This is a genomic window from Lactobacillus acidophilus (genome assembly GCF_034298135.1).
GTDB classification, from domain to species: Bacteria; Bacillota; Bacilli; order Lactobacillales; family Lactobacillaceae; genus Lactobacillus; species Lactobacillus acidophilus.
In genome coordinates this window covers 421,153-443,592 of sequence record NZ_CP139575.1, presented here as the reverse complement: position 1 = coordinate 443,592, position 22,440 = coordinate 421,153, and the positions used below count along the sequence as shown (strand labels likewise).

The following is a 22,440-nucleotide window of genomic DNA, read 5'->3' as shown; positions in this document are numbered from 1 at the left end:
GCTCGAGCCTTTCGATTCGAGTCTTCAAAATTAATTATTTGTCTTCTTTTCTACGCTTCTTGACACCTGCAAGTCCGATTAAACCAAGTGAGACTGCTGCGCCACCTAAAAGTGCTGCTGCAACATCATTAGTTTGATCATCGCCTGTTTGTGGCAATTTAGTGTAGTGAGCTTTACCATTTTGATCAACATAACCAACGACTCTATTATCAGAAGTTACAATGTTACCCCTTTGATCGACATGTTGACCATGAGGAGCTGTCCAATTATTACCAGATTGACCATGTGAAACCACCTTTGGATTGTCATTATTCTTTTGAACAATGCTTTCGCCATGAGGTTTTACATTATTATTTTCTGGTTCTGGAGTTGGGGTTACATTATCTGGAATATCTGGAGTTGGAGTTGGTGTATTTGGTTCAACTGGAGTATTCTCCGGCTTTGGTTCCGGACTAGGTGTTGGAGTTGGTGTCGGTACAGCCGGAACATTTGGTGTGTAAGTTACTGTTACTGTCTTATGTAAGTCATTAGGAGTTACAGTAGTGCCTCCAGCAGTTGTCTTATCAGCATGGTAGCCATCAATTACAGGAGTTGCTTCAGAACCAAATGTATGACTGGTTACATTCCAACCAGAATCATTAATAATCTTACCAGTTACATTATCAAAGGTAATTTGCTTAGTAAATTCGAAGCTTTGAGTATTATCCTTTGGAGTCTTATCACCTGCACCAATGTAATGGATAGTTTGTGTACCAGTTACCTTTAAGTTATTTTCACCGGTACCTTCTGGATACTTAGGACCATCTGGATTATTAGGATCAATTGGATCACCAGGTTTGCCCGGTTTATCTGGAGTAACAGTAGTTGTACCGTGCTTTACATTAATTACCACACGTTGATCACCATCTGTAAATTTAGTTGGAATTGTTGGTAATTCACCATCAAGAACATAGCCTTTGCTTTCCAAGGCCGGTAAATCTTTAGCATTAGGATTATAGCTAAAGCTTGTACCCTCATCTTCCTTAATCCGACTCTGACCATATCCTGGAATATCTACATTATCAGTAGTGTCATGGTAAATAATCTCAATTGTTCCTTGCTTTACAGGAGTTGGAACATTGTTCTTATTGTAAGTTACAGTTACTTCTACATTACCTGAATCTGGAGTAATGTTATTGATTTCCTTAACATTCTTATTTCCATCATCATAACCAGATTGAACACTTGGAGTATAACCTTCAAGAGTTGGAGTTACCACTACTGCAAACTTATTACCATTTTCAGCAGTCCAAGTAACATTCTTAGATTGATCTGATAATTCATTACCGTTTGCATCAGTCCACTTCTTAGTTACTGAATCATAATAAGCTGTACCAGTAAATTTCAAACTAGTTGTTTTATCTGCTGGAGCTTCAGTAGCACCACCGTTTACAACATAGTGAACAGTTTCGGTAACCGTCTTATTAAGATCGTTTTCACTTAATCCATTGCCTGGCTTATCTGGAGTTACTGGAATCACATTATGATCTACATAGATAACAATATGTTGATCAATATTAGATACCTTAGTTGGAATATCAACATTAGGATTAATTACCTTGTAACCTTTGTTCTCAAGATCAGTAATTGTAGTGGTTTTATCATAAGTAAAGCTTGTACCAGTATTTTGTTTGCCACTATCTTTATCATAGCCTGGAACATCTTGGTTAGTCTTTACATCATGAACAGTTACTTTAATTGAACCTTGCTCTGGAACTGGAGTTGGTACATCTGGTTTCTTAGTCAAAGTAATAATAATTGTACTATTTTGACTATTTGGAGTAATTGTTTCACCAGCTACCGCACCTGTATTTGTATCTACATTAGCTGTAGTGTTATTTTCACTAACATTTGAAATGTAGTAACCATCGTGATCAATTGCATCGATTGCATCGAAGTTATGACTGTCTGCATTCCAAGTAATCTTACCTGCACCAGTGATCTTGCCGTTTTCAACAGTTACTAATTGACCTGTCACAAGATCAATTACACCGTTACCGTTAAAGGTAAATGTTTGATGTACTGGAGCACTAGCTTGACTACCATCTGCATAAACATAAGTTACATCACGAGTTACAGTATGAGTCAAAGTTTGTGGTACAAAGTTGGCAGGAATAGTGTGTGGGTGTTCTGGATCATTTGGATTTGGAACTTCTTGACCTGGCTTACCCGGATTTTCAGGGGTAATTGGTGTAGTCGCATGTACCAAATGAACTTCAAACTTGTTGTCACCTTGTTTGAATGTTTCGTTGCCATCAGTGAAGTTGTTGGATACAACATCATAACCCTTGTTTACGTAATTAATAATTCTATCCGCAGTAGTGTAATTGATCTTTTGTCCAACACTACCACTGAAACCAGCGCTTTCAAGAGTTGTTCCAGTAGTATCATCATAATACGTAATTGAACCATTTGCTGGAATTGGAGTTTCTGGTTTGTTTGCCAAAGTGATGACAACTGCACTATTTTGACTATTTGGAGTAATTGTTTCACTAGCTACTACACCAGTATCTCTGTCAACATTGGCAGTAGTATTACGTTCGTTAATACCTACAATTTGATACTTAGTTGTATCAATTGCTTTAGTTGCACCGAAGGTTTGACTTTCATTATTCCAAGTAGTCTTTTCAGATCCAGTTACTTTATCACTAGTAGTTTTACCAGTAAATGTAATTGTTTGTTGTACTGGAGTATCAGCCTGACTACCATCTTCGTAAACATAAGTTACATCACGAGTAATAGTCTTAGTTGCATCCTTAGTTTCAGTCACATGAGTTAAATGAACTTCAAACTTATTTTCACCTTGTTTGAATGTTTGGCTGCCATCGGTGAAGTTGTTAGATACAAGCTTGTAGCCTTTACCTTGATAGTAACTAATTCTATCTGCAGTAGTGTAGTCAATCTTAGCACCAACAGTACCACCGAAAGTAGCATTCTCAAGGTTATTACCAGTAGTGTCATCAATGTAAACAATTGAACCATTTGCTGGAACTGGAGTTACTGGAGTCTTAACATAAACAACTCTAATTGTTGAACTTGGAGTATCTTTAGTAACTGTTTGTTGACCAACTGTACCATCTTGACCAACTGTGAAGCCTGAAATTCCATTGCCGCTTACAGAAGATACATGGTAACCTTCAATATTCTTTGCACCAATTTGGTCAAATGTTGAATCTTGATCTGGAGTCCAAGTTAAGCCTTGAGCCAAGCCAGTGATCTTACCATTTTCAACAGTTACCCACTTGCCTGTTACATTATCTAAGTAACCTGAACCTTGGTAATGTGCTTCCTGATGTACTGGAGCAGCAGCTTGGCTACCATCTTCGTAAACATAAGTTACATCACGAGTAATTGTACGATCAAGGTAATCCTTAGTAAAACCATCTTTATCATCTGGATGATCAGGATTTACTGGAGTTACACCATGAACTAAGTTAATTACCCATTTTTGACTAATGCCATTCTTATCATCAGTGTTGTCATAATTACCAAAGTTAATACCAGCATAGTTAGTAGCTTCTAAGTTAGTACCGTTATATGAAGCACCATCCCAAACGTAACCTTTGTTCAATAAGTTTTGAACAAATTCTTGAGCACTACTAAAGCTAATTGTATCGCCTTCAAGACCAGGTTGAGTGTAATTACCTAAATCCATTTCTTGACCAGGAGTTACATCTCGAACAGTCAATTGAGCATTTTGTTGAGTCTTAGCTGGTGTTTCATCCTTAGTTAAGTAGATAGCAAATTGTTGATCACTATTATTTGTAGTTGCAAAGTTACCAAAGTTTAACTCATTGTATGACTTACCAGTCATTTCTTTATTGTTGGTTACATCTTGAGCGTGATCAAATTTGTAACCATTAGAAATGTAAGCCGCAACAATATCAGAAGCACTACTGAAGTTAATAGCAGTATCCTTAGCACCAGTTACACTCGCAGTACCTACTTGATTTCCATTTGCATAAATAGTTAATCCAGCCTTGTGAGTTTCAACTGGGTTTGCCTTGTAGTAAACAGTAGCTTCTACGTTACCGTGATCGTAAGCAACATTTTGGATTTCCTTAATGTCATTACCATCAGCTAATTCACTTGGTGTAGTCTTAGCAGCATCAATTGTGTAACCAGCAATAGTTGGTGAAGTTACTTTTTGCAAAGTAGTCGGAGTTGACCAAGCAAAGTCACTTAACTTAGCACTACTGATATCAATTTCATTGGCTACATTGTAATCATAAGTAATTTGACCATTTTCAATGCTCTTGATCTTAAGCATCTTACCAGTTACCTTATCAACTCTACCTTGACCCTTAAATGTAAGAGTATTGGTGTAATCAGTTGCAACAGGCTTATTAGTAGCTTCATCAATGTAGTGAACAGTTTCAGTTACTGTTTGAGTTAAATCAGTTCTACCATAGGCATTTTCTGGATTAATTGGAGCGTAATCGTGTTCTACATATACATAGAATGATTGATCTACACCAGGTTTATCGTCAAACATCCATTGACTAGCAGCACTTGAATATTCAGTGCCATATTTAGTTGGGTTATTAGGATCACTAGTTGCTTGAACAATGCTGTTAACTTTATAACCACCCTTGATCAAGGCATCGACAGTAGTTTGTGCGCCATTGAAGTTAATTGCAGCATTATCATCACCAGAATCATTAAAGTTAGCAATTTCTTTGTTGTTATCGCTAAGGTCAATAATATGTAAGTTAGCATTTTCAGCTTGCTTTACAGCATCCTTAGCATATACAACATTGACAGTGTAATCGGAACCAGTGTGGCTAACATTAGATGAAGCAACATTAGTACCATCAGCATCTTTATCAACACTTACTACATGATAGCCTGGAATCTTTGGACTATTTACACCATTAAATGTTTGATCTTCTGACCAAGTTAATGGAGTAATCCATTCACCAGTTACCTTGTCAAGTACGCCCTTAGCAGTGAAGTGTACTGGTTGCTTAACATCATTTGGAGTGTATTCATCAGCACCTGAATAATGAACAGTACGAGTAATGTCCTTAGTAAGGTCAGTTTCACTAGTACCAGTTGGATACTTAGGTTGTTCACTTCGTGGACGTGGATCGTTAGGGTTGATTGGCTTATCTGGAGTACCTGGATTGTCTGGGGTTACTGGAACGGTGTCATGTACCAAGTGAACTTCAAAGCTGTTCTTAGAAGCATCCTTATTAAAGATTTCCTTACCATCAGTGAAGTTGTTAGATACTAACTTGTACCCCATGTTGATGTAATTACTGATCTTATCTTGAGTAGTGTAATCAATATTAGCATCAACATTACCACTAAGCGAATCAGTCCTTAAAGTATTCTTAGTAGTATCATCGATGTAAGCTACTTTTCCAGTTGTAGCATCTGGAGTTGGAGCAGCATCTTTTGCATACTTAACAGTTACTGTGTAATCAGCCCCTGTGTGGCTAATCTTAGCACTATCAACGTTTTGATTATCAGTTGTATCCTTATCAACACTTTCTACATGGTAGCCTGGAATTTTTGGACTATTTACACCATTAAATGTTTGATCTTCTGACCAAGCTAATGGAGTAATCCATTCACCAGTTACCTTGTCAAGCACGCCCTTAGCAGTGAAGTGTACTGGTTGCTTAACATCATTTGGAGTATATTGATCGGCACCTTCGTAATGAACAATACGAGTAATAGTCTTATCAATAGAAGCCTTATCAGTTCCTGTTGGATACTTAGGACCATTTGGATCTGGATCGTTAGGGTTAATTGGTTGATCTGGAGTACCTGGATTGTCTGGAGTTACTGGAACAGTACCATGTTTTACGTGGATAGTTACAGTAGTGGTCCCCTTAACAATTGATGAAGGAATATTACCATCAGTTGATACATAAACATAACCCTTATTTTCAAGATTAGTTAAATCAGTACTTGGATTGTAAGTGACTTGAGTACCAACATCTTGAGTACCAGTATCAGTACCTACACCTGTCAAATCCTTGTTATCAGTATCATCATGGAACTTAACAATTAAGTTACCTTGTTCAGCAACAATTGGGTTGTATTGAACTACCACGTTAATATTGTCGCTTGTATGAGTAATACCAGTGTAGCTCTTAACATTACCGTTACCATCGTCAGCACCGTTAGTCACAACCTTGGAAGTGTAACCATCAATATGCTTAGTTGGAACTAAGTTAAAACTACCTTCATCCTTAGTACCATCGGTAATCGTCCAAGTAATCCCCTTAGTTTGATCACTTAATTTCTTACCATTTGCATCAGTCCACTTACCAGTTACCTTGTCTAAGTAACCTGTACCTTGGAAGTGAAGAGTATCAGTTACAGGACTTGGAGTTTGGTTGCCAGCACCTTCGTAAGTAACAGTACGAGTTACATCTTTAGTTAAGCTAGTTTGATCAGTGCCTGATGGGTATTTAGGACCATCTGGATTATCAGGATTGATTGGTTGATCTGGAGTACCTGGAGTTGTTGGCGTCACAGGTTGAATACCATGCTTAAAGGTTACATAGAATGTTTGAGTATTACCGTTAACATTGTCAAAGCTTGGCTTAGTACCATTTGCATCAAAGCCGTTTGATACTAATACGTAACCTTGTTTTTCGTATTCATCAATCTTATTAGCAGTGCTGTAGTTAATGCTATAGCCTGCTTGACCAGTTAATTGATCACTTTGACCTAAATCAACCGGATGAGCTGGATCATTTACGTCTTGGTAAACAACCAAAGCATTTTGTCGATCTGGAGTTGGAGCATCCTTAGTGTAAACAACATTTACAACTTGGTTAACACCACGTTCTGGAGTAGCAAATTTTACAGTCTTAGTACCTGGAGTGTACCCAGTTACTGTTGGTGAATCAACATCAGTAAAAGCATTCTTATCAGAAGACCAAGTACCTTCATTTATAGTTGCACCAGTTACTCGGTCAACAGTGTTAGTCTGCGTCCAGTTAATAGTTTGAATTGCACTATCATCAGGAGCCTTAGTACCATCTGCCATGATGTAGTGAACATGAGCAGTAGTAGTTGCAGTTGCAGTCTTATTAGCAGTTGCGTGTTTCAAGTAAATCTTGAAGCTTTGGTTAGATTGAGAATCATTATCAAAGCTTGGGTAAGTGAAGCCATTTTGGGCATCCCCACTCATACCTTGACCTTCATACTTTTCAAATGTATAACCATTGTTCAAGTAAGTTTGAAGTTGAGTGTTTGAACCATCAAAGCTAATTTGCTTACCTGATTCGCCACCTGCTGAGTAAGTTGCCAATACACGTTGGTTTTGTGGATCATTGTCGTCAATGATTTGTAAATCAGCAGCTTGAGCAGAACGGTTGTAAACAACAGTTACACGTTGGTTTACATTACGCTCTGGAGCATTAAATTGAACATTTTCAAGACTCGGAGTGTAACCATCTTTAGAAAGATCTGGTGATTTTACATCAGTAAAGACACTCTTATCAGCTTGCCAAGTACCTTCATTTACAGTTGCGCCAGTTACCTTATCAACTCTATTAGTTCTAGTGTAAGTAATAGTTTGAAGATCACTATCTGCTGGAGCTTGTACACCATTATCAGCAACAACATAGTGAACTTGAGCAGTTGCTGTAGCAGTTTCAGTCTTATCTGCAATATCGTGAATCAAGTAAATCTTGAAGTCTTGCGTAGTATTACCGTAAGTAGGGTAAGTGTAGCCACTTTGAGCATCTCCACTAAGGTTACCAGCAGTCTTTTGAACCTTGTAGCCTTGGCTTAAGTAACTTTGAAGGATTTCATTTGAGTTAGCGAAGTTAATTTGATCTTCACTCTTACCTTCATTACTGAATGAAGCTAATTGCTTAGGTGCGTTAGTATCGTTGTTATCGATAATTTCAAGAGTGGCCTTTTGAGTAACTTCAGGTGACTTGTTCTTAGTGTAAGTGACAGTTACATCGTTAATTTTTTGACCTGGGTAAACAGTTACGCCCCCAACAGTTGAAATGTCAACCTTGTCATAGCCTACTTCACTAGGAGTCTTAGAAGCTACAGAATCCATGTTTTGGGTTGTTGGCGTCCAAGCACGGTCCTTATCAGTTATAGTTACATTAGTAGTGCCATCAGTACTGTAGCCCAAAATTTGACCAGTTACCTTATCGATCACGGCATTACGTTCAAAGGAAACGGTTTGAGTATAAGTATTCTTACCATCTGGTGAGCCATTTACTGGAGTAGTAGTTCCGTCTTCATTCACACCAACATAGTTAATGTGACGAGTTACTTCAGTAGTTAAAGCTTCCTTAGTTAAACCATCTGGGTAAACTGATGGCTTATTACGTGGATCATTAGGGTTAATACTTCCACCAGGATTATGTGGAGTCTTTGGTGTAATTACTTCAGTTTGGTGACCGTAGTAAACATTAACCACAGCATCCTTAGTGTTTGCATCAACAGTTACTTGATCAGCTTGAGCTAAATCTGGAGCAGTGTACCCTGCGTTTGAAAGATCTGGTGAAGTTACTTGAGCCCAGTCACCAGTGTTCCAACCATCAACAGTTGTCGCTTTAGTAAATGTCTTACCATCAGCACTAACAGTCCCATAGCCCATGTCTTGACCAGTTGATGAAACAACATGAGTACGTGATAAAGTTACGTTTTGAGTTGTTGGATTATCACTAATTAAGTTAGCTGGAATCTTTTCACCAGTTACCTTGTCATAGTAGTTGATTGTACGAGTTACAGTCTTATTCTCGGTAGTACCCGTGTAAGTTGGTGCTTCTGGAGTCTTAGGATTGTAAGTAACAACAGTTGTTGGGTTTTGATTTGGATCTGGAGTTGGTGCTGGAACATTAGTCTTATCTGGAGTGTATCCATCAAGATTTGGCGTTGGTACATCCGTATAGTTGTCCGGAGTAGTCCAGTTTCCAGTTGGAGTTGTTACACCTGTGACCTTATCCTTAGTTCCTGGACGAGTCCAAGTAATCGTTTGAGTATTATCAGATGGTGGGTTAGTCTTACCATCTGAAACAACGTAGTGAACAGTTGAAGTAGTAGTCTTCTTATCTGTTACGTTTTCAGTATCGTGAACTAAGTACAACTTAAAGTGTTGGTCACTAGCACTATTATTATCGAAGTTACTGAAACTGATTTGATCATATGAAGTTGGGTTAGAAGTTTGGTTTTGATCATTTACAAAACTATCAATCTTGTAACCTTTAGCAATTAAGTCAGCAACGTAATTTGCAGAACCACTAAATGAAATTTGAGTACCAGTTTTACCACTATTATCGAAGTTGTTAAGTTCCTTATTATTATCAGTCTTGTCATAAACAACTAGGTCAGCTTTTTGAGCAACTTCTGGATTTGGATTATATACAACAGTTACTACTTGATCACGGTTAGGCTGTGGTGTAGTAAAGTTAGCAACAGCTTGATCTGGAGTGTAATTAGTAAGATCAGGTGAAGTTACACTAGTAAAACCGTTCTTGTCTGGAGTCCAAGTTCCTTCAGTAGTTGCACCAGTAACCTTGTCAGTAGTGTTAGTTCTGGTCCAGTTGATTGTTTGAGTTGGACTATCTGCCGGAGCAGCTGGCTTATTAGCTTCGTTGCCTGCTACAACATAGTGAACATGAGCATTAGTCGTTGCCTTTTCAGTCTTAGTATCAGTTCCGTGAACCAAATAAATGTTAAAGCTTTGAACATTGCCATCAACACTATCAAAGTTTCCAAAGGTAATGTTTGAGGCAGTACCAATTGAATTACCATTGGCATCAGTTGCACTATCAAATACGTAGCCTGAATTTAAGTAAGCTTGAAGGGTTTGTGGTTCACCGTCAAAGCTGATTGCACTACCCTTTGTACCATTGTTATTTTCAAAATTAGATAATTGCTTATTATTTTCAGTCTTATCGTAAATAGTAACCTTAGCTTTTTGTGGAGTATCTGGAGTCTTAGCATCTGGAGTGTAAACAACAGTTACATCAATATCGCCAGAATCTGGGTTTACCGTAACGGCATTCGCACTACCATCAGCGTTAGCATTTACGTTACCAGTAATGTGGTAGCCGGCAACAGTTTGACCAGCAACTTGAGCTAATGTACCAGTCGATGGAGTCCAAACAGTATCACCGGTCTTGCCAGTTACTAAGTCCTTAGTAGCAGTTCCAGTAAAGGTTACTTTTTGATCTGCTTGAGGAGTTAAATGGCTTTCTGGCGTAGTGCCATCAGTAAAGATGTAGTGGAAACGACGCGTTACATCTTCATTAGTAGTTACTTGTTGAGTTTGGTGACCGTAGTAAACATTGTAAACGAGATCTTGAGTAGTTGGAGTCACTTCATGAGCTGCTACAATGCTTGCATTAGTTCCATCTTGGAATTCAGGAGCAGTGTAGTTATATGCACTAAGATCACTTGAACGCTTAGCATCAAATTGAGTACTACTTTCACCAGCAGCAGTATGCCAATCTTGATTTCTAAATGATTTACCATCAGTTGAAATAGTACCGTAACCTACAACCTTACCATCTTGATCCAAAACTTGAGTACGAGTGAAAGTTACTGAATCAGTAACTGGGTTTTGTGAAATTAAGTTAGATGGAATCTTTTCACCAGTTACCTTATCATAGTAGTTAATTGTACGATTGATGGTCTTAGATTCCTCAGTACCTTGGCGGTAAGTAGTAGTTTGTACTGGGTTCTTAAAGTGAACAACAAATGCTTGGTTGGTGTTGTCATCGTTATCGTAAGCTGGAAAACCAACACTAGTAAAGCTACCACCAGCTGATCCATTAGTTACGCCATTACCAGTTGTACCGTTGTAAACGTAACCTTGGCTAATCAAGTTAGTAACAGTAGTACCTGCATTGTCAAAGGTGATTTGACTACCTGCATCCCCACTAGAATTTTGTTGTGGACTTAAACTTGCACCAGTATCATCGTTAACGAAAGTAATGTTAGCATTTTGCTTGTTTGCTTCAGCATTATATAGAAAGATAATATCACGATTGCCTGGGCGAGTACCATTGTAGAAGGCCCCTGAACCACTAGTGTCACCAGCACCCATAACTGTTTGGCCTGGAGCAACATCAGCTTGACTTAATCCAGTATTCAAGTTACCTCTAGTAGAACCTGGATCAAAAGTATAAGTGTTTAAATCAATAGTTCCGTCAGTCTTTGTTTGGAGACGCATATATGCGCGCGTTCCTTGAAAATTAGTAATAGAACCTTTAATATTACCAATTCGACCATCACGTAAAGTTCCTTTAAGAGGAGTAGATAGAACATCACCAATAGTAATTGGTAAACCATTATTAGTAGCTAATTGCTTATTTAAAATATCACTAAAGTCACTTGGATCATAAAGCCCATCAGAGCCTCTATCAATTAACTGATAAGCTTTACCGTCTTTACTAATTGTTTTCACGCCATTATCAGTTGAATCATAACTAGAGCCATTGAAAGCTTCGTCACTAGTCTTATGACTAAGAACTTTACCTGTTTCAGCATCAACATACCAAATATTTTGAGTAACTTTATCTGGGATGTTGGAACCTGCACTATTCCAAGTCTTTCCTGAAACAATACCTTCTATTGGAAGACCTTGATCCCAAGTAGGTGTAATTCGATGAGAATTATCGGTTACAAAAGCACCTGTACCATTGTCTACTGGAGAATTACTACTACCAGCAGTAATGTCAATACGCCCAATCTTCAAATTACCAATTCCAGGAAAGTTTACAGTGTCTGTTTGGTTAAGAGACCAGTTATAGGTACCGCCCTTATATGTTGAATTACTTGCAACACCAGCAGTGGTAAAAGTACCTTGTAAACTTGGTCTATTTTTTACTACACTACCACTTGCATTGGTCTGGGTATCTCTGGTCATTTGGTAAACAAGTTGAGCACTACCATTTCTAACATTGTAGAATCTAATATTGTTACCAATATTATTACGATCTGTTGTAACTACAATCTTTTGACCAGTACTTACTACTTCATAAGATTGAAATGCATATTGATCAGCCGGAATTGCTGCAAAATATTGCTGATAGGCTGGATTTTCGGTGAGATTAAAGTCAGGCTTATATGTATCAATATTTACTGCACCGTTATTACCTGTTCCAGTGTTTTGTGTTGCAATAAATGAAGCAGCAAATAATTGAGCAGCACGTAAGCCACTAACTTGGTTAACATTAACTTCATTACTGTTAGAGTTGTTATTATAAGATTTAATCAACTCACTTACAGGCAAATCAGTAGTTTCCGGAATCTTATTAGTTTCAATTCCCTTTAAGCCAATATTACTCAAATCAGCAGTATCGTTATTAGCCTTTTTATCATTAGTTGAATTATTAGCTTCAACTTGAGTAGTAGAGTTAATTGCCTGATTTTGTGTTAAATCAGCATTGGAACTAACTTGATTAGCAGAAGAAGCTGCACTGCTCTGTTGAGTAGACTTTGCTGTATCTGCATTACTTTTAGCAGCTACATTTGATTCTGCTTTTTCTGTATTTACTGTATTGTTATTTAAAGTAGAATTTTGAGCTGTTTTAGCTGATTTTTGCTCAGTTGATTCACTCTTTTTTACTTCATCTGATGACTTAACAGTAGATTGAACAGATGCATCTTTATTATCAACAGTTAATCCCTTGCTAGTATCTTCTGAAGCAGTTACTTCATTATTAGTATCATTAGTTTCTGCTCCATTATTACCAGCATTTACATCGTTAGAAGAAGTTATATTGCTGTTTGATTCAACAACTACTTTTGTATCATCATTAATGCTCGGCGTTTCAGTATTGCTCTCTGTAGCTTCATGTGCATCATTGTCACTGTTATCAATATTCTCAGCATGCACACTACTTGTATTTACACTCATCCAAAGTGTTGTACTCAAAAGAACAGAAGCAGCACCAATCGTTAATTTACGAATACTAAAATGTGGTTGGCGCTCTGCAACATTTTCCATTTGCTTTGCACGATTATTTTTTGAAACCATATTTTTCAGCCCCTTAAGTCTTAATAATCACTTTATCGTTTAGTTCAACTATAACTTCCCATAGTCGTCCCTATTCAACGTATTTAGTCTACCATGTTCTTTTAAAAAAAGTATCAAAAAAGACATTATTTTATAAAAGTTATGTAGAATGAGTACCATTATAAAAAAACACTGCATTTTAAGTTCACCCACCGTCGGGTACTGATATTATAAAGATAAAAAAGGTTTAAATAACATTTTAAAAATGTGATTTAAGTTTTTTAATAACAAAAAGTTTCATCTGTACTCAGCAATTATAAGCGCTATAAATTTAACTCATATGCCAATCGTTTGGGATCACCTTTTTCATCAACCATGATAATACCGCGATACTTAAAACCATTTTCTTTCGCCAAAGCTTGCATTGGTTTATTCAAACGATGCGTATCAACCCGAAAGTTTCTAATACCATTTACGTATTGCAAACTGATAATATCTGACAAAAAGATTTTGCCTAGACCTTGTCCTTGATAATTTGCACTTAAACAAATACGGTGAATTGTCGTATAAAGATCATCTTTATTCCAACTACCATCAATTTCTTGATAAGTTGGCTCAACACCAGTAATTGCCGCAGTATAACCAGCCACCTTTTCTCCTGCAATCAATACATAAGCATTCTTATTTTTAATATCATCTAAGATAACTTCTTCATTTGGGTAGCCACCTTGCCATTGCGTACTTCCTGATGCTTTCAAAAATTTCTTAGCATCCCCTATAATCGCCATAATCTCAGTTAAATCATTTTCGTTCGCTAATCTAGTGTATTTTTGCATTAATAAACCCTTCCTTTTAACTTAAATAAAAACGAATTTGCAAGATAGTTATGCAAATTCGTTTTTATGAGTTATTTTTTCATGTAAGGTTCGATGATGTCAAGCAGCTCTTGCAATGCTTCCCAATCTGATATATCTTGTACGGAAAACGGTTTACCTGGCTCTGCCGGTGTACCATTATCCAAAAACAAGTATGCATATCCTTTAAAAATATCGATATTCACACCAAAACTATTTGCGCTCGTATTAGTTTGACGCAACATCAATGCTGGATATCCTAACTTATCCTTTAAGTGATGATATACACTCCAATTTTCTGATTCTTTGACGCTTTGTTCAATCTTTTGAACAATTTTTTTATCTTCCATCGTTCTCTTCCTTTTCTTTAAACTACGTCAAAATATACTTTTTACTACTTTTATCATACCATTCTTAATCATTGACAGACTGAATTAAGATTCAAATTTTTATTGACATCATTAAAATGAAGTTATAAATTTATTGCAATAATTAAAAAATCTTGATGAACAGAGTAACTAAAAATACTTTTTTCAGAGAATTGCTGGTTGGTGTGAAGCAAGAAAAAGCTTTTAGTGAAAATGGGTTCAAAATGATTGTACTGGTGATATTTAGCCAATAACGGGGTTGCGCTCGTTAACAACGCAAACTATTGTTAGATAGTTCAAAGGTTATTTGCGTGAGCAGATAATGAATAAAGGTGGTAACACGAAGCACTCGTCCTTTTTTGGACGGGTGCTTTTTTAATTGCAAAGGAGAAAAATATGAGAAAACGAAGACGCCGTAATGAAATTATACTTAGTTCATGTACCTTGTTAATTTTAATCGCTGGATATTTCAGCTTTTTCTACTCTCCCACTAATCGCGGTCCCCAAGTAGTTAAAGTGGGGATCGTTGGTGCAAGTAAAGGTGATATTGCGATTTGGAAAAGCGTTGCTAAAACTGTTAAGCAAAAATACGGAGTAATTGTAAAGACTTCCAGCTTCGACGGCTACGATCAGCCTGATAAAGCTCTAAAATCTGGAGATGTACAGCTTAATGCTTTTCAACACTATGCCTTTTTAAAAGAATGGAACAAGGCTAATCATGGTGGTATTAGCGCAATTGGTAAAACTTACATCGCCCCAATTCGTCTATATAGTAAAAAATATCATCATCTTAATGACTTGCCTGAAGGGGCTACTATTGTAGTTCCTAGCGATTCAACCAACGAATCACGCGCCCTTTTTGTTTTAAAAAATGCTGGCTTAATCAAACTTAAGCCCAATAAAGTCTTAGTCTCGGTTGCCGATATTACTGACAATCCTAACCACTTCAAGATCAAAGAAGTAGCTTCTGAACAGACGAGCCGTGTAATCAATGACGTCGATGCTGCCGTAGTCAACAACGACTTCGCAGCTCCAGCTGGCCTGGGCGATAAACAAACTATCTTCGTTGAACCACTGAACAAAGATTCTAAACAATGGATCAACATTATCTGTGCTCGCACTAAGGATAAAAACAAAAAGATTTATCGCGAAATCGTGAAAACTTACCAAACTAAGAAAACTAAACAAATTTATAAAAAGTACTATGGTAATAAACAAATTGCCGCATGGGATGTTACTTTGAAATAGAAAAAGCAGCTTAGCATAATGCTAGGCTGCTTTTCCATTAGAATAATCTAGTCATGTAGTCGCTCACTGCACGTTGTTGCATTTCCTGCCAATTTTCAAATTTGGTTTCCTTTTTTACAAAATTATCAATCACGTCTTGAGCTACACTTTCAATATCTTGAAATTCTTTTAAGCCAAGTTCTTTTACAAAAACATCAATAGTAGTAAAGTTAGTGTTTTTTTGCATAAACATTGGATTGAATAAATCAACGTAAGATACGGCTTGTTGGTTGCCACGCTCTTCAGCTACTTTTTCCAAATTTCGCTTTAATTTATCTTTTTCATTAGTCATCTGCTTTATCCTTTTCTAAAACTTCTGTAATTCTTTGCCACTAAATTATACTGAAAAGATGCTAAAAGAAAAACTACTGTTCAGTAATTATAATCACCTTATTTTTTTAACAAATTAATGTTAATTGAACATAATCCGTTATAATTAGAAACAAGAATAAATATAGGGGAATTTATGATGGAGAATCGTTATAAAAGCGTTTTTGATATAATCGGTCCGGTCATGGTAGGGCCATCTAGCTCTCATACTGCCGGTGCTGTAGCAATTGGTCGTGAAGGAAATAAACTTTTTGGTGGTGTTCCTAAAAAAGTCACGGTTCATTACTACGGATCATTTGCTCAAACGCATCGCGGCCATGGCACTGACTATGCCATTGCTGCAGGAATTTTAGGTTTTAATACTGATGACTTGCGTGTGCCTAAAGCACCTGAAATTGCTAAAAAACGTGGAATCGATATTCGCTTTGTCGAAGAAGAAGGCGAAAGTCCAATTCATCACCCTAACACAGCCATTTTAGACATGACAGATGGCACTAAGAAAGTTCAACTATCTGGCTGTTCAATCGGCGGTGGAGCAATTGAAGTACGCAATATTGTTTTACATGGTATTAATATTGAGCCAGCCGGTTCTCTACCTATTGTTATCTTGGTTGACTATGAGAGAAAATTAAATCATGAACAATCATTAAGTGATTTTTTAAAGTTAAAGGCACCTTTTATGCAAAAGCATATCTATAAATCACCAACTTGTTACATCTATGAATATGACATTAATAACTACTTCAAACCATCATTAGTCGGTGAATTGAAAAAGAAGTATAAGAACATTATTTGTTTATAGGTAGGAAGATATTATGTATAACCATATTAAAGAAATCGTTGCCGACTCTGAAAAAACTGGCAAACCAATCTCCGAATTGATTATTGAACAAGAATGCAAAATGTCTGGGCAGCCCCGTGAAAAGATCTGGAATAGAATGAAATATAATTTGGAAACTATGCGTGAAGCGGTAAAAAAAGGCCGCACAGGCAACGGAGTTTATTCCAGCACCGGTCTGACTGGCGGTGAAGCGGTAAAAATTAAAAAGTATCGTGAAAAAGGCCACACCCTTTCTGGTGATACAATAATGTCTGCTGTACAAAATGCAGTAGCAACCAATGAAGTTAATGCCGCAATGGGCGTTATTTGTGCAACACCTACAGCCGGATCATCCGGAACCTTACCCGGTGTATTATTCATGCTAGAAAAACGGCTAAATCTTACTGAAGAACAAATGATTCGCTTTCTTTTTACTGCGGGAGGCTTTGGCATGGTGATTGCTAACAATGCTGAAATTGCTGGCGCAACCGGTGGCTGTCAAGCTGAAGTAGGTTCGGCTTCAGCTATGGGGGCTGCTGCTGCAGTTGAAGTAGCCGGTGGAACAGCCGAGCAAAGCGCACAAGCATTATCAATTGCCATGTCTAATTTACTTGGATTAGTTTGTGATCCAATCGCTGGTTTAGTTGAAGTACCTTGTGTAAAAAGAAATGCGATTGGTGCTAGTAATGCATTAGTTGCTGCAGATATGGCGCTTGCGGGATGCACTAGTGTAATTCCAGCAGACGAATGTATCGATGCAATGAAAAAAGTTGGCCACCAGATGCCCGCATCCCTACGTGAAACAGGAATTGGCGGCTTGGCTGGCACACCAACTGGTCAGGCAATTAAAGCAAAAATTTTTGGTGAAGATGCTTAAGGTGAAAATATGCGCGATAGTGAAACAATCAAAAATGATATCATTGCACAACTTGCTACAGTGATTGATCCTGAGTTAAATGTCGATGTAGTCAACTTAGGCTTAATCTATGAAATCGATCTTGATGAAGATGGTATTTGTTTAATCAACATGACGTTAACTACCCCAGCCTGTCCATTAACCGAAGTCTTGATTAGTGGAATTACTGAAGCTGTTAAAAAAGTTGATGAAGTTAAAAATGTAGATGTAGAATTCGTCTGGTATCCTGTTTGGTCACCAGATCGCATGAGTGATGCGGCTAAGAAATATTTTGGATATAAGTAAGAAAGAAGAAACTAATTAAAGGGAGTTATATGAGTATTTTTTATGAAATTGGAATCTTTGTAGGGTTAATTTGCATTGGCTTAGCACTGCACATCTTTAAGAGATGCCGCAAAAGTGGCTACCCTTCTAATATAATTAATTTTACTTTTTCAATCTCGATCTCAACAATTGGAATTTTTATCATTATTGCTAGCCTTGCAGCAATCCAGCCACACAATTGGTACACCAGTAGTCAACTTTGGAAGATGCTGTTAGTTGGCTAAAAAGACTTAAAAACACTCACTTAAGTGAGTGTTTTTTATTTATCAAAACTCTATTTGGCATAACCCACCTTATACCAAACACTGTTAGCAACTGCTGGCTTGAGTGAATAGTTAACTAATTTATTATTTACAGCTTGAATTGCATATGAATTAGTAAGCGGCACAATATAAGCTTCATCATTCATATATTGTTGCCATTTATGGAAAGCAGCGACTCTGTATTTATGGTTGAACGCCTTAGTAGAGTCAATCTTGTCAAGCAACTTATTATTTTCTTTAGTAGCAAATCTTGAATCGTTCATCGGATTAGTTTCACTATACATTCCTCTTGGTGAAGGTTTAGTTGAAAGTGACCATGCAGCCATAAACATATCAATTCCCTTATCATCGTGATCCAACTTATCATAGAAGGAATTGAATTCTATTAATCTGCCACCAGCTAAATTAACATGTAAACCAATCTTTCTCCATTGTTGAATGTAGTTCTGAACGATTGGCTCTTGAACTGCACTACCACTCATTGCCAAGAAGTGAATGTGGAGAGGCTTACCATTTGGTTGGACTCTCCATTTTCCCTTCTTCTTGTAGCCAGCTTTATCAAGCAATTCATTGGCTTTTTTCAAATTATATGGGAAACCTTTGGTATTTTTATCAAAATAATCCCCAAATTGAGCTGGAATTAAAGTTGGCACTCTGAAAGTTAAACCTTGAGTGTACCTCTTTTCAACTTGGTTGATATTCATGGCATAAGCCATTGCTTGCCGTAAAGACTTATTGTTCATCTTGGAATTCTTGTCCATTACATTCTTGCCATTTTCCCACTTACCAACTTTAAAGCCTAAATAACTATAAGCTAGTGGAATTCTAGCTACGAAGTTAACATTTTTAGCGTCTTTAACCGCTTGCCACTGTGAATTTACCACATCGGCAATATCAAACTTATGGCTCTTAATTGCTTGTGAAGCAGAATTCGTTGAGACAACTTGCGCCACCATTTTACTTAGCTTTGGTGTACCTCTCCAAGAGTACTTGTTTGGCACCCAGGTTACTGATTGCCCTCTTACTACTTTACTTACCTTGTATGGCCCAAAGAAAAGCGGATCTTTTCTAATTTGATCAGAAGAAACTAATTTGCTAAAAGGAACATCTTTTAAGTAGTGGTAAGGTGCTGCAGTTTCAATGAAGTAATCATTACCTGATTGGAGCATCCCCGGCTTCATTGATAAGAAGTGGATGACAATAGTTCTACCGTTTTCTCCATCAGGGTAAGTAATTCCAGAAATCGTCTTAGCCTTGCCAGCGTGGTATTCTTTCATCCCTACAATATTTGCTAGTGAATCTGAATATCTCAAACTATTAGTTGCTTTGTTAGCAGTCATTTCATATGGATATTCAAGATATTTAGCAACAACCTGCTTGCCATCTGACCATTTAACACCCTTTTTGATTGTAATCGTAGCTGTTTTTTTCTTTAAATTAAGCTTAAAAGTTGCCGGGCCTTTATTAGTAATCTTGTAGCTATTGTCAGTATCAAATAATGCTTCATTACCAAATTGCATTACATCAGAATCAACTTGATCAACAGACAATTGACTGTCAAAAATTCCTTTGAATGGAGTATCTGTTTCAATAGCATAATTTAAAGTACCACCATTTTTAGCCGTCTTTTGGGGCGTTTGTTCTGGGAATTTTTCTGCACTCTTAGTATCAGATTTAGTATTTTGACCACAAGCAGCTAAACTTAAGGCTGCACCAATAATTAAACTTGCTGAACTTACTAACTTCATTGACTTCATAGCTTTTACTCTCTTTTCAATAAAAAAAGACCCACATCCCAATTAGGGATGTGAGTCCTTGCTTAATAATCGTTCAATTAATTATTTAACAAAAATCGCCGCACACCATAATTTAGAATCACAAAATAGACCATCATTTTGGTGGCGGCGTCGTAATTCTACTGTTAATACGCTTTGTGATTCTAACATGATATGTAGCTCCTTTCTTAAATAAATTTAATATTATGCTAATCTTACTAATGAAGTTTGTCAACAAGAAATTTTATTTTTTAAAATCTAGCTAAACCTAAGGCATGTTGTGCGGCTAAGTTGAGTAAGCTCCATTGGCGGTCAAATCCGGGTTGGAAGAAGAAATCTTGCTCAGCCAAATCTTCAAGAGTCATTTTATGACTGATTGCCAAAGCCAAAACATTGCCTTGAGCAGTAACGTCATATTTAGAAAGAACAGCACCACCCAAAATTTGATGGTTATATGGATTGAAAGTTAAACTTACATAAACCTTAGGATTATCCTTTTCTGGAATATAAGCTGGACGCATTGAATCTTCATAAAAACTAGTTCCATATGGAATATCATTCTTTTCAGCTGAGAATTGATTCAAACCTGCTGTAGCAAAATGATAATCAAATACGCTTAATGCAGAAGCACCAATTACACCTTTGAATACTTGATCAGGTTTAGCTTCAAATAAGTGATCGACTAAATATTGTGCTTCACGACGAGCAGTTGTTGCTAATGCAATTGGCATTGGTTTACCTGCAGGAATTGAATATGGCAAAATAGCATCTCCAATTGCATAAACATCTTTAACATTAGTTCTCAAGTATGGATCAGTCTTAATCCAGCCTCTTTGATCAAGATCAACAGTGCCCTTTAACCAATCAGTGTTAGGACTTACACCAGCAGAAACCACAACTAAGTCAGCAGATACATCACCGTTGTCTGTCTTGACACTTTCAACTTTATCAGTGCCATTAAATCCCTCAATCTTAACGCCCATTTTAAGATCCATATGATCCTTAAATGTTGGTTCTAAGATATCCAATAATTCAGGATTAAGGTAAGTTCCTAAAGGACGATCAATCATATCCATCAAGGTTACATGCTTGCCTGCTTTGGCAAATACTTCGCTAGCTTCAGTACCAATGTAACCTGCACCAATGATAGCTACGTTCTTAATTGCTGGATCAGTGGTTGCCGCTTTTAACTTAGAAGCCCAGTCACGTCCACGCATTAAGTAGATATTCTTTAAATCACTACCTGGAACAGGCAAAACTTTTGGCGTTACACCAGAAGATAAAATTAATTTATCATAACTAACTTCTTCTTCAGAATCATTAGTTAAGTCTTTTACAGTAACTGTCTTCTTGTCGGGATGAACAGCAGTCACTTCATGATTGGCATAAACATGACCGCCTTTTTTCTCAATATCTTCAGGTGCAAAGTTTCTTACATCATCTTCTGCAGTAACTTTATTTTCAAGGAATAATTGCATCCCGCATGACATGAATGAAATGAAGTCACCGGCTTCGTAAATAGTTACGTCAACGTCATCGTACTTGTCTAATAACTCAATTGCTGATTCATGACCACCATGTGAAGCACCAACAATAATTACTTTTCTCTTATCCAAAATTCCAAACCTCCTGTTTATTACTTAACAGTTCTATTGTAACCTCTTTCATAAATTGATACAGTTTTAACGCTTGAATAAAATCAGTAAAATATGCATTTATTACTACTTATTATGCTAATTATTCCCTATATATTAAGTTATTTGGATAAAAAAATTTATTGATCTTATTGTGATTTAATTTTCTTTTATTATCGGTTAAAGATATTATCAACATACAAAACTATAAATAAAAGACCCTCGGTTACTAATTAACTGAGGATCTTCTATTTATGATATTTCTTTAAACTATTTTGATTTGGAAACAATCGATCATGTGAGCCGACTCGCACACCAACTGCAATTAATTCATTACGTTCTACGTACCAAATCACTAATACATCATTAATATCGTTTGGGTGCTTTCCGTGAGGGGTATCACGAACATGAAATTCTCGATATCCAGCTAGCCGTCGCTTAAGTGGATGATCGTCATACTCATCAGGTAATACGCCATTTTCTAATAATTCATCAATCGCTGCTCGTACATCATCAATAATAGTTGGATCAAGACGTCCTAAGCGTTTTAAATCAGCGTTGAAAGTAGCACGTGGCCTAAATTGTAATCTTGCCATTATTTAAACTGCTCCCAATAATCATCATTCGATTTTACAACAGGATCATCTGGTAATACATGACGTTGAATTAATTGATCACGAGCAATAGCATAATCTAAAGAATCCTCCTTAGCTTGCAACGCTTTTTCCATCCAATATAATTTTTCCTGAGAAAGGACAGCAACTGAGCGGCTATTAGATCTAGCAACATATACTACTTCATCATCGTCATTTACTTGATCTAAATATTTTTTTATGTGAGCTCTAAAATCACTTTGTGTTAATGCTAAGGTCATA

Annotated in this window: 12 protein-coding genes and 1 other annotated feature; of the genes, 4 read left to right on the top strand and 8 right to left on the bottom strand. The window is 36.9% G+C overall.

All coding sequences use genetic code 11. The annotated features are described in order from the left end of the window. Positions 1-34: 34 nt before the first annotated feature. The 3 genes from SO785_RS01945 to SO785_RS01935 all read right to left on the bottom strand — a co-directional run bounded on the left by SO785_RS01945 (position 35) and on the right by SO785_RS01935 (position 14,198). On the bottom strand, positions 35-13,015 hold the full coding sequence (locus SO785_RS01945) for a mucin-binding protein (protein WP_021874114.1): 12,981 nt from the start codon (positions 13,013-13,015) through the stop codon (positions 35-37). A gap of 302 nt (positions 13,016-13,317) precedes the next feature. Then, positions 13,318-13,830, bottom strand: coding sequence for a GNAT family N-acetyltransferase (locus SO785_RS01940; protein WP_011254447.1), 513 nt, complete (start codon positions 13,828-13,830; stop codon positions 13,318-13,320). A 71-nt stretch (positions 13,831-13,901) separates the two neighbouring features. Continuing rightward, complete coding sequence (locus tag SO785_RS01935) at positions 13,902-14,198, bottom strand: hypothetical protein (RefSeq protein ID WP_003548053.1); 297 nt, start codon at positions 14,196-14,198, stop codon at positions 13,902-13,904. 143 nt (positions 14,199-14,341) lie between these two features. Further along, positions 14,342-14,576, top strand: a binding site (T-box leader). A gap of 36 nt (positions 14,577-14,612) precedes the next feature. Between SO785_RS01935 and SO785_RS01930 the strand changes: the two genes are divergently transcribed. Then, entirely contained in the window at positions 14,613-15,464 is an 852-nt protein-coding gene (locus SO785_RS01930; RefSeq protein ID WP_011254448.1) for a lipoprotein, read from the top strand. Between the two features lie 37 nt (positions 15,465-15,501). Here SO785_RS01930 and SO785_RS01925 read toward each other — a convergent pair whose 3' ends face one another. Further along, entirely contained in the window at positions 15,502-15,795 is a 294-nt protein-coding gene (locus SO785_RS01925) for a hypothetical protein (RefSeq protein ID WP_003548058.1), read from the bottom strand. A 177-nt stretch (positions 15,796-15,972) separates the two neighbouring features. Between SO785_RS01925 and SO785_RS01920 the strand changes: the two genes are divergently transcribed. Genes SO785_RS01920 through SO785_RS01910 form a run of 3 tightly spaced genes read left to right on the top strand, consistent with a single transcriptional unit; the run spans position 15,973 to position 17,854 of the window. Then, positions 15,973-16,635 carry a serine dehydratase beta chain gene (locus SO785_RS01920; RefSeq protein WP_011254449.1) on the top strand — a complete coding sequence of 221 codons (663 nt, stop codon included), beginning with the start codon at positions 15,973-15,975 and terminating at the stop codon, positions 16,633-16,635. Positions 16,636-16,648: 13 nt separating this feature from the next. Continuing rightward, positions 16,649-17,530 (top strand): L-serine ammonia-lyase, iron-sulfur-dependent, subunit alpha, encoded by an 882-nt coding sequence (gene sdaAA, locus SO785_RS01915; protein WP_003548060.1) that lies wholly within the window; start codon positions 16,649-16,651, stop codon positions 17,528-17,530. 9 nt (positions 17,531-17,539) lie between these two features. Further along, the gene (locus tag SO785_RS01910; protein ID WP_003548061.1) at positions 17,540-17,854 is read left to right on the top strand and encodes a metal-sulfur cluster assembly factor; all 315 of its coding nucleotides are present in this window, start codon (positions 17,540-17,542) and stop codon (positions 17,852-17,854) included. 313 nt (positions 17,855-18,167) lie between these two features. Here the strand turns inward: SO785_RS01910 and SO785_RS01905 are convergent, their stop codons facing one another. The 4 genes from SO785_RS01905 to SO785_RS01890 form a co-directional block, all read right to left on the bottom strand. Next, entirely contained in the window at positions 18,168-19,913 is a 1,746-nt protein-coding gene (locus SO785_RS01905) for an oligopeptide ABC transporter substrate-binding protein (RefSeq protein ID WP_011254450.1), read from the bottom strand. 269 nt (positions 19,914-20,182) lie between these two features. Next, positions 20,183-21,547 carry an FAD-dependent oxidoreductase gene (locus SO785_RS01900; RefSeq protein ID WP_003548063.1) on the bottom strand — a complete coding sequence of 455 codons (1,365 nt, stop codon included), beginning with the start codon at positions 21,545-21,547 and terminating at the stop codon, positions 20,183-20,185. Between the two features lie 266 nt (positions 21,548-21,813). Further along, a complete protein-coding gene (locus SO785_RS01895; protein ID WP_003548064.1) occupies positions 21,814-22,161 on the bottom strand; it encodes a type II toxin-antitoxin system YafQ family toxin in 348 nt (115 codons plus the stop codon). Then, entirely contained in the window at positions 22,161-22,439 is a 279-nt protein-coding gene (locus tag SO785_RS01890; RefSeq protein ID WP_003548066.1) for a type II toxin-antitoxin system Phd/YefM family antitoxin, read from the bottom strand. The genes SO785_RS01895 and SO785_RS01890 overlap by 1 nt, the downstream gene beginning before the upstream one ends. Position 22,440 lies beyond the last annotated feature (1 nt).

Excerpts from the sequence above, each read along its gene's own strand:
- SO785_RS01910 (WP_003548061.1), top strand. The coding sequence starts at position 17,540 with ATGCGCGATAGTGAAACAATCAAAAATGATATCATTGCACAACTTGCT.
- SO785_RS01925 (WP_003548058.1), bottom strand. The coding sequence starts at position 15,795 with ATGACTAATGAAAAAGATAAATTAAAGCGAAATTTGGAAAAAGTAGCT.
- SO785_RS01905 (WP_011254450.1), bottom strand. The coding sequence starts at position 19,913 with ATGAAGTCAATGAAGTTAGTAAGTTCAGCAAGTTTAATTATTGGTGCA.
- SO785_RS01940 (WP_011254447.1), bottom strand. The coding sequence starts at position 13,830 with ATGCAAAAATACACTAGATTAGCGAACGAAAATGATTTAACTGAGATT.
- SO785_RS01920 (WP_011254449.1), top strand. The coding sequence starts at position 15,973 with ATGGAGAATCGTTATAAAAGCGTTTTTGATATAATCGGTCCGGTCATG.
- SO785_RS01945 (WP_021874114.1), bottom strand. The coding sequence starts at position 13,015 with ATGGTTTCAAAAAATAATCGTGCAAAGCAAATGGAAAATGTTGCAGAG.
- SO785_RS01895 (WP_003548064.1), bottom strand. The coding sequence starts at position 22,161 with ATGGCAAGATTACAATTTAGGCCACGTGCTACTTTCAACGCTGATTTA.
- sdaAA (WP_003548060.1), top strand. The coding sequence starts at position 16,649 with ATGTATAACCATATTAAAGAAATCGTTGCCGACTCTGAAAAAACTGGC.
- SO785_RS01935 (WP_003548053.1), bottom strand. The coding sequence starts at position 14,198 with ATGGAAGATAAAAAAATTGTTCAAAAGATTGAACAAAGCGTCAAAGAA.
- SO785_RS01890 (WP_003548066.1), bottom strand. The coding sequence starts at position 22,439 with ATGACCTTAGCATTAACACAAAGTGATTTTAGAGCTCACATAAAAAAA.
- SO785_RS01930 (WP_011254448.1), top strand. The coding sequence starts at position 14,613 with ATGAGAAAACGAAGACGCCGTAATGAAATTATACTTAGTTCATGTACC.